The 7,434-nt window shown below is 64.9% G+C and carries 9 protein-coding genes; 8 read left to right on the top strand and 1 reads right to left on the bottom strand.

Features of this window, described 5'->3' with window-relative positions; all coding sequences use genetic code 11:
• Nucleotides 1-134, bottom strand: a 134-nt coding sequence (locus AB6724_RS21580) for an acyl-CoA dehydrogenase N-terminal domain-containing protein (RefSeq protein ID WP_369340594.1), incomplete at its 3' end; no start/stop codon positions are given.
• Nucleotides 135-568: 434 nt separating this feature from the next.
• Between AB6724_RS21580 and AB6724_RS21575 the strand changes: the two genes are divergently transcribed.
• From AB6724_RS21575 to AB6724_RS21540, 8 genes are all read left to right on the top strand, one after another.
• On the top strand, nt 569-1,933 hold the full coding sequence (locus AB6724_RS21575) for an MFS transporter (protein WP_369340593.1): 1,365 nt from the start codon (nt 569-571) through the stop codon (nt 1,931-1,933).
• 64 nt (nt 1,934-1,997) lie between these two features.
• Nucleotides 1,998-2,978, top strand: a complete 981-nt coding sequence (locus AB6724_RS21570) for a quinone oxidoreductase family protein (protein ID WP_369340592.1) — start codon at nt 1,998-2,000, stop codon at nt 2,976-2,978.
• Between the two features lie 22 nt (nt 2,979-3,000).
• Nucleotides 3,001-3,849, top strand: coding sequence for a TauD/TfdA dioxygenase family protein (locus AB6724_RS21565; protein WP_369340591.1), 849 nt, complete (start codon nt 3,001-3,003; stop codon nt 3,847-3,849).
• A 78-nt stretch (nt 3,850-3,927) separates the two neighbouring features.
• Nucleotides 3,928-4,509, top strand: a complete 582-nt coding sequence (locus AB6724_RS21560) for an RBBP9/YdeN family alpha/beta hydrolase (protein ID WP_369340590.1) — start codon at nt 3,928-3,930, stop codon at nt 4,507-4,509.
• A gap of 13 nt (nt 4,510-4,522) precedes the next feature.
• Nucleotides 4,523-5,170 (top strand): DsbA family protein, encoded by a 648-nt coding sequence (locus tag AB6724_RS21555; RefSeq protein WP_369340589.1) that lies wholly within the window; start codon nt 4,523-4,525, stop codon nt 5,168-5,170.
• Nucleotides 5,163-5,504, top strand: coding sequence for a Rieske (2Fe-2S) protein (locus AB6724_RS21550; RefSeq protein WP_369340588.1), 342 nt, complete (start codon nt 5,163-5,165; stop codon nt 5,502-5,504). The genes AB6724_RS21555 and AB6724_RS21550 overlap by 8 nt, the downstream gene beginning before the upstream one ends.
• A gap of 60 nt (nt 5,505-5,564) precedes the next feature.
• Nucleotides 5,565-7,220, top strand: coding sequence for a fatty acid--CoA ligase (locus AB6724_RS21545; protein ID WP_369340587.1), 1,656 nt, complete (start codon nt 5,565-5,567; stop codon nt 7,218-7,220).
• Nucleotides 7,221-7,296: 76 nt separating this feature from the next.
• The coding region (locus AB6724_RS21540) for a thiolase family protein (protein WP_500683338.1) at nt 7,297-7,434 on the top strand (138 nt) is incomplete at its 3' end.

Raw genomic sequence — 7,434 nt, 5'->3', positions numbered from 1 at the left:
GCGCCTTCCTCGAGCACGGCCTGGGCGGTTTCGAGGCCCGCGTCTTCGAAGCCGGGGATCTGGGCGATCTGCGCGAGCTGGGCCAGGTGCTCCATGTCGAACAGCATGTCTTTGAGCGGAGTTTTGTATGTCATCGTCTTGGATTCCTTGTTGTGATGGGCGGCCGGTACAGCCTGCCGCGCTTGGCCGGTGTCGCCGCGGCATGGTGTTGACGTTTACGTAAACGGCAACAATTCTATGTTGCGCTGCAGCGCAGAAAAAGCTGTGTTCAAGACATCGCTGGGCGCGCGGGCCGCAGCGGGGCGGGCTGCCAGACCCTGAAGTGCCCGCCAGACCGCATGTACAGGCGTTTCTGAGGGTTCTAGGTGTTTACCTTGACTGTCGTAGAAAGCAAAAAAATTGGCGCGCTTAGAGAAATATTGAACAAGGTTTGTTTTTAAAGTTGAATCAAGCGAGATTATCAAAACCAGGAATTCAATACCGCGGTATTTGATATTGGATTCAATGAAGAAGGTGTGGATTCATTCGCTCAATAAATAAAAAAGCGCACTGAAAATGGAGACCATGAATGTTCGCACCCGAAACAGACTCCCATGCCGATCACAGCCATGACTATGCGGTGAGCCGCCCGCGTGCCTGGTTTGCATTTGCGATGATTTTCCTGCTGATGCTCTCCGACTATATAGACCGGCAAATCGTGGTCTCCCTGTTTCCGCATCTGAAAGAGGAATGGGGTTTGTCGGACAAGCAACTGGGGGCGCTGGTTTCGGTGATTTCCGTGGTCGTGGCCGTGGGCAGCCTGCCCGTGGCCATGATTGCCGACCGCTTTGGCCGCGTCAAAAGCATTTTCGTCATGGCATCGGTGTGGAGCATGGCCACCATTGCCTGCATGTTTGCGCGCAGCTACGCGCAGCTGTTTGCGGCGCGCGCCGTGGTCGGCCTGGGCGAGACCGGCTATGGCGCCGTGGGTTCGGCCCTGGTCAACGGCCTGTTTCCCAAGCGTCTGCATTCCACCTTGCTGGGCGCGTTCTTTGCCGCTTCGGCCCTGGGTGCGGTACTGGGCGTGATGCTGGGCGGAGCGATTGCCGACCACTGGGGCTGGCGCGCGGCTTTCGGCGCCGTGGGCTTTCCGGGTCTGGCCATGGCGCTGCTGTTCCTGCTGGTGCCCGATTACAAAAGCGTGGTGGTGAAATTCCAGCCCCGGATCCAAAGCCGCAGCTCCAAGGCCTTTCTGGGCCGGCTCTATCAGGCGCTGACCCATGGCCCAACCCTGCTGTGGGTGTGCCTAGCCGGAGCATTTCAGCTGATCGTGGTGTCCACCATCTGGGCCTGGACGCCCAGCTTCTTCAACCGCTATCACGGCATGGATTCGGCCACGGCGGCCAAGCATGCGGCGCTGGTGGTGCTGTGCTGCGCCGTAGGCTCCTTGTTCTGGGGCTGGGTGGCCGACCGCGTCAGCCAGCGCCGCCCGCGCAACAAGCTGCTGGCCATGTGCGTGCTGACCCTGCTGAGCTTTGTGGTGCTGAGCTGCGCATTCACGGCCGATCTGCCCGCCGGCCTGCAGTACGCAATGATTCTGCTTGGCGGCTTTCTGATGACCTGCACCGTGGGCGTGACGACCAGCACCGTGCTCAACGTCACCCACCCGGGCCTGCGCGCCACGGGCAGCGCGGTGCTGGCGCTGTTTCAGAACCTGTTCGGCCTGGCCATAGGCCCGTTCTTCGGCGGGCTGATCTCCGACACCTGGGGCTTGAACGTGGCGCTGGCCGCGATTCCTTCCATATCCGTGCTGGCCGCCGTCTGCTTCTGGAAGGCCGCGCGCAGCTATGAGAACGATATGGCGCTGGTGGCGGCCGTAGTCCGGCAGGAGGCCGAGGGCCGGCCCGTGCAGAACTCCACCCTGGTGCTCCCCTTGACCGCATCCCGAGCCTGATATCCGTTTACCGAATGCGGCCCGCCGCATTCCCTGCCCTGATTGGCATTTGATTGGAGTTTGTATGCCCAAGATGACCCGTTTCTATGAAGTTGGCGGCCCCGAGGTCCTGCGCTACGAGGAGGTCGAGGTCGGCGATCCCGGCCCGGGTCAGGTCCGCCTCAAGCATGGCGCCGTGGCCCTGAACTTTGCGGACACCTATTTCCGCAGCGGCCTGTATCCCGCGCCGCTGCCCTCGGGCATAGGCAGCGAAGCCTGCGGCACGGTCACGGCCGTGGGCGCGGGCGTGACCCAGTTCCAGGTCGGCGACCGCGTGACCTATACCGGCGCCCACAACACCCTGGGCGCCTACAGCACCGAGCGCCTGATCGACGCCGCGCCGCTGATCCGCCTGCCCGATGCCATCGGCTTCGAGACGGCCGCCGCCATCACCATGCGCGGCCTGACGGCCGCCTATCTGATGCGCAGCATCTGGGAGTTCAAGAAGGGCGACACCATCCTGCTGCACGCGGCCGCCGGCGGCGTGGGCCTGCTGGTGTCGCAATGGGCCAAGCTCGAAGGCCTGAACGTGATAGGCACGGTGTCGTCCGAGGCCAAGGCGCAGGTCGCCACGGCCCATGGCTGCGATCACGTCATCAACTACAGCCACGAGGACGTGGCGGCCCGCGTGCGCGAGATCACGGGCGGCGTTGGCGTGAACGCCGTGTTCGACAGCGTGGGCAAGGACACTTTCGAGGCCTCGCTCAACAGCCTCAAGCGCCGCGGCCTCATGGTCTGCCTGGGCACGGCCTCCGGTCCCGTGCCGGCGTTCAACCCCCAGCTGCTGGCCATGAAGGGCTCGCTGTTCCTGACCCGACCGGCCTCGGCCGACTACATCGCCGATCCCGCGGAGAAGGCGGCTCTGGCCAGCGAACTCTTCGGTCATGTGGCCCAAGGCCGCATCAAGGTCGACATCAGCAAGCGCTACGAGTTGGCCGACGCGGTCCAGGCGCATCGCGACCTGGAGGCCCGCAAGATCATAGGCTCGGCGATCTTCACGCTCTGAGCGACGAGGGAGGAGACAAGAGATGAAAGTAGAACAACTGACCTGCGCGATTGGCGCCGAACTCACCGGCGTGCGCCTGTCCGATGCCGTGCACGACGCCGCGCTGTTTGCCGAAATCCGCAAGGCCTTGCTCGCGCATCGCGTGCTGTTCCTGCGCGACCAGGATATCAGCCGCGCCGAACATGTGGCGTTTGCGCGCAAGTTCGGCGAGCTCGAAGACCATCCCGTGGTGGGCAGCGACCCCGAGAATCCGGGCCTGGTCCAGATCTACAAGAGCCCCGAGCAGCCGCTGGACCGCTATGAGAATGCCTGGCATTCCGACACCACCTGGCGCGAAGCGCCGCAGTTCGGCGCTGTGCTGCGCTGCGTGGAATGCCCGCCCGTGGGCGGCGACACCATGTGGGCGAATATGGTGCTGGCCTATGACAGGCTGCCCGAGGGCGTGAAGGAGCAGATCCGGGATCTGCGCGCGCGCCACAGCATAGAGTTCAGCTTCGGCGCGGCCATGCCTATCGAAAAGCGCCTGGCGCTCAAGGCCCAGTTTCCCGATCCCGAGCATCCCGTGGTGCGCACCCATGCGGAAACCGGCGAGAAGGTGCTTTATGTGAACGGCTTCACGACTCACTTCACCAACTTCCACACGGCCGCGCGCGTGCGCGTGGGCCAGGACCATACCCATGGCGCGGGCGAGCTGCTGCGCTATCTGGTCAGCCAGGCGCAGATTCCCGAGTACCAGGTGCGCTGGCGCTGGAAGCCCAACAGCATCGCCATCTGGGACAACAGCGCCACCCAGCACTACGCGGTGATGGACTATCCGCCCTGCCACCGCAAGATGGAGCGCGCCGGGATCATAGGCAGCAAGCCTTTCTGAGCGCGCCTCTAGCAGCACCACAACCAGCATGGCCCAACGCAGGCCATGCGTTTTTCACTTACACGCTTGCCAAACCCTATGCATTCCAGCCCGTTTCCCGCGGATATCACTTTCCTGATCGTTCCCGGTCTGCGCGACCATGTGGAAGAGCACTGGCAGACCCATCTGCAGAAGCAGTTGCAGGCCCGGCAGCTGCGCGTCGCCAGCGTGCCACCGCTGGAGCGCGACAAGCTCAGCCGCGCCGCACGCGTGCAGGCGCTGGGCGACACGTTGGCCGCCATCGAGGGCAAGGTCGTCATCGTGGCCCATAGCGCGGGCTGCATCACCACCGTGCATTGGGCGCAGCAGCACAGCGGCCGTATCGTGGGGGCCTTGCTCGCCACGCCCGCAGATGTGGAGCGGCCCATGCCGGCCGGCTATCCCTCGCTGGAGCAGCTAGAGCAGGGCGGCTGGTGCCCCGTGCCGCGCCGGCCCCTGCCGTTCCCCACCATCGTGGCGGCAAGCCGCAACGATGCTCTGGCGGGCTTCGAGCGCGCCGAACAGATGGCCAGGGACTGGGGCGCGCGCCTGGTGGACCTGGGCGAGGTCGGCCACCTCAATCCTGCCGCGGGCTTCGGCTCCTGGGGCGGCGCCGAGGCGCTGCTGCACGATCTGCTCTGAAGGAGGGCGCACCATGTCCCGTGACCCAAGCTCCGACAGCTTGCACACCGACTTCCATCTGGATCTGATCTGTCCCTGGTGCTGGATAGGTCTGCGCAATCTGCGCGCCGCCTGGACTCTGCTGAGCGAGCGCAGTCCCGGCTTGCAACTGCACCTGAATTGGCATGCCGATACTCTGCTGCCGCAGATTCCAGAGGCCGGCATAGCCTATCAGGCGTTCTACGAGGCGCGCCTGGGCGGGCCCGAGGCGGTTGCCGCACGCCGAGCCCAGGTGCGCGCCGCCGCCCAGCAGGCCGGCCTGGCGCTGAACTTCGAGGCGATTGCGGTCTTTCCCAACAGCCGCAAGGCTTGCGCTCTGGTCAACCTCGCGCAGGACCGGCTGCCCATGCCGGCCATGCTCGATTTTGTGGAGTCCGTGTTCGCGGCCTATTTCCAGCAGGGCCGCGATATAGGCGACACGGCCACGCTGCTGAAGCTGGCGCATGCCGCGGGCCTGCCGCTGACGGCGGCCGAACTGCTCGAGCGCACCGCGCAGCCGGCCACGGGCCATGGCGGCGGCGTGCCCCACTATGTGTTCAAGCAGCGCTGGCCGGTGACGGGGGCCGTGCCTGCGGCCGATCTGCTGCAGCTCATGACGCGCGCCGCGGCTTCGCATGCTTGAGCAGACCCTGCCCGCGCGGGCGCTGATTGCCGCCGGCCCCGCCGAGGACCTGCCTCCCGGCAGCCGCAAGCTGGTCTTTGTTCCTGGTGGGGAGACCGTCTTGCTGCTCAATGTGGAGGGCGAGTTCTACGCGCTGGAAAACAGCTGCCCGCATGCGGGCGCCTCCATTGCCAGCGGTCCATGCCAGGCGCATGAGATCGCCTGTCCCGCCCATGGCCTCAAGTTCAACATCAAGAGCGGCCAGTGCACGGCGTCACCTAGATTGCTGATTCCTTTGTATGAAGTGCTCATACTGGAAGAGCAGTTGTGGCTGCGCCCGCCCCAGCGCTGCTGATGGCGGGGCCGGCCGCATCGCAGCATCTTGCTTTCCCCTCATCCATGGATTCGAGACGATATGAAGTCCACCGATAACCTGCTGACTCCGACACCCTCGGCGTACACCTATCCGCTGCTGATCAAGCAACTGCTGATCAATGCCATGAGCCTGCATGCGGATCAGGAGATCACTTATCGCGGGCAGATGCGCTACAAGTACCGCGACTTCCGCCAGCGCATCGGCCAGCTCGCCAATGCGCTGACGGCGCTGGACGTGCGCCCCGGCAGCACCGTGGCCGTGATGGACTGGGACAGCCATCGCTATCTGGAGAGCTATTTCGGCATTCCCATGATGGGCGCCACCCTGTTCACCGTGAACGTGCGCCTGTCGGCCGCGCAGATCCTCTACACGCTCAAGGACGCAGACACCGATGTGCTGCTGGTCCACTGTGACTTCCTGCCCGTGGTCGAGCAGATCCGCGAGCAGCTGCCGCGGATTCGCCACATCGTCGTGCTCTCGGACGACGGCCTGGTGCCGGCGACCGGCTTTGCCGTGGCCGGAGAGTACGAAGCCCTGGTCTCCCGGGCCGATGCGGCCTACGATTTCCCCGAGCTGGACGAAAACACCAAGGCCGTCACCTTCTACACCACGGGCACCACGGGTGACCCCAAGGGAGTGTGCTACAGCCATCGCCATATCGTGATGCATGCCATGGCCACGGCGCTGAGCCTGTGCTCGCCCATGGGCGAGCAGCGCCTGCACCGCGGCGACGTCTACATGCCCATCACGCCCATGTTCCATGTGCTGGGCTGGGGCATCCCCTATATCGCCGTCATGCTGGGCCTGCGCACGGTGCTGCCGGGCCGCTATCTGCCCGATGCGCTGCTCAAGCTGCGCGAGACGGAGAAAGTCTCGTTCTCGCACTGCGTGCCCACTATTTTGCAGATGCTGGTGGCTGGAGCCGACAAGACGGGTCAGGACCTCGGCGGCTGGAAGGTCATCATCGGCGGCTCGGCCCTGCCTGCGGGTCTGTGCGAAGCGGCGCTGGCCAAGGGCATGGATGTGTTCGCGGGCTACGGCATGTCCGAGACCGGGCCCGTGGTCTCGCTGGCGCTCAACCCCACGCAAGGCCAGCCGCTGAGCGCCGGGGAGAACCTGCGCCTGCGCACCTCCACGGGCATGCCATCGCTGCTGGTGGACTTCCGCGTGGTCGATGAAGACATGCGGGATGTGCCGCGCGACGGCATCGCGCGCGGCGAGATCGTGCTGCGCTCGCCAGCGCTGACGCCGATCTACTTCAAGAAGCCCGAGGCCTCGGAAGAGCTCTGGCGCGGCGGCTATCTGCACACCCAGGATATTGCCGTGATGCATCCCAACGGCATGGTGCAGATCGTGGACCGTCTCAAGGACGTGATCAAGACCGGCGGTGAATGGGTGTCGTCCATCGAGGTCGAGGGCCTGATCACCCAGGTTCCCGGCGTGCACGAGGCCGCGGTGATCGGCGTGCCCGACGAGAAATGGGGGGAGCGCCCCATGGCCTTCGTGGTGGCCGGCGCCGAGGTGAAGCCCGAGTTCATCCGCGAGCAGCTGCTGGCCCATGTGCAGTCCAAGCGCATCAGCGCCTATGCCATGCCGGAGCTGGATCGCATCCGCCTGGTCGCCGAAATTCCCAAGACCAGCGTGGGCAAGATCAACAAAAAGCAGCTGCGCGAGGCCCCGCCCGCCCTGCAGTAAGGCTTTGACGGGCGGCGCAGGCAAGGGGTTTGGCTGCGCCGCCTTTTTCTCATTTCAACATCAGCAGAGTCAACCTATGAGCAGCAAAGACATCTTCGTCGTCAGCACGGCGCGCACCGCCATCGGCACCTTCGGCGGCAGCCTCAAGGACGTGCCCAACACCCAGCTGGCCACCACCGTGGTCAAGGCCGCCATTGAACGCGCCGGCATCGCC

It is taken from the genome of Comamonas guangdongensis, from assembly GCF_041079535.1.
GTDB lineage: Bacteria > Pseudomonadota > Gammaproteobacteria > Burkholderiales > Burkholderiaceae_C > Comamonas > Comamonas guangdongensis.
Note: the sequence above shows the minus strand (reverse complement) of the source record. Positions and strands in the feature narration are given on the sequence as shown.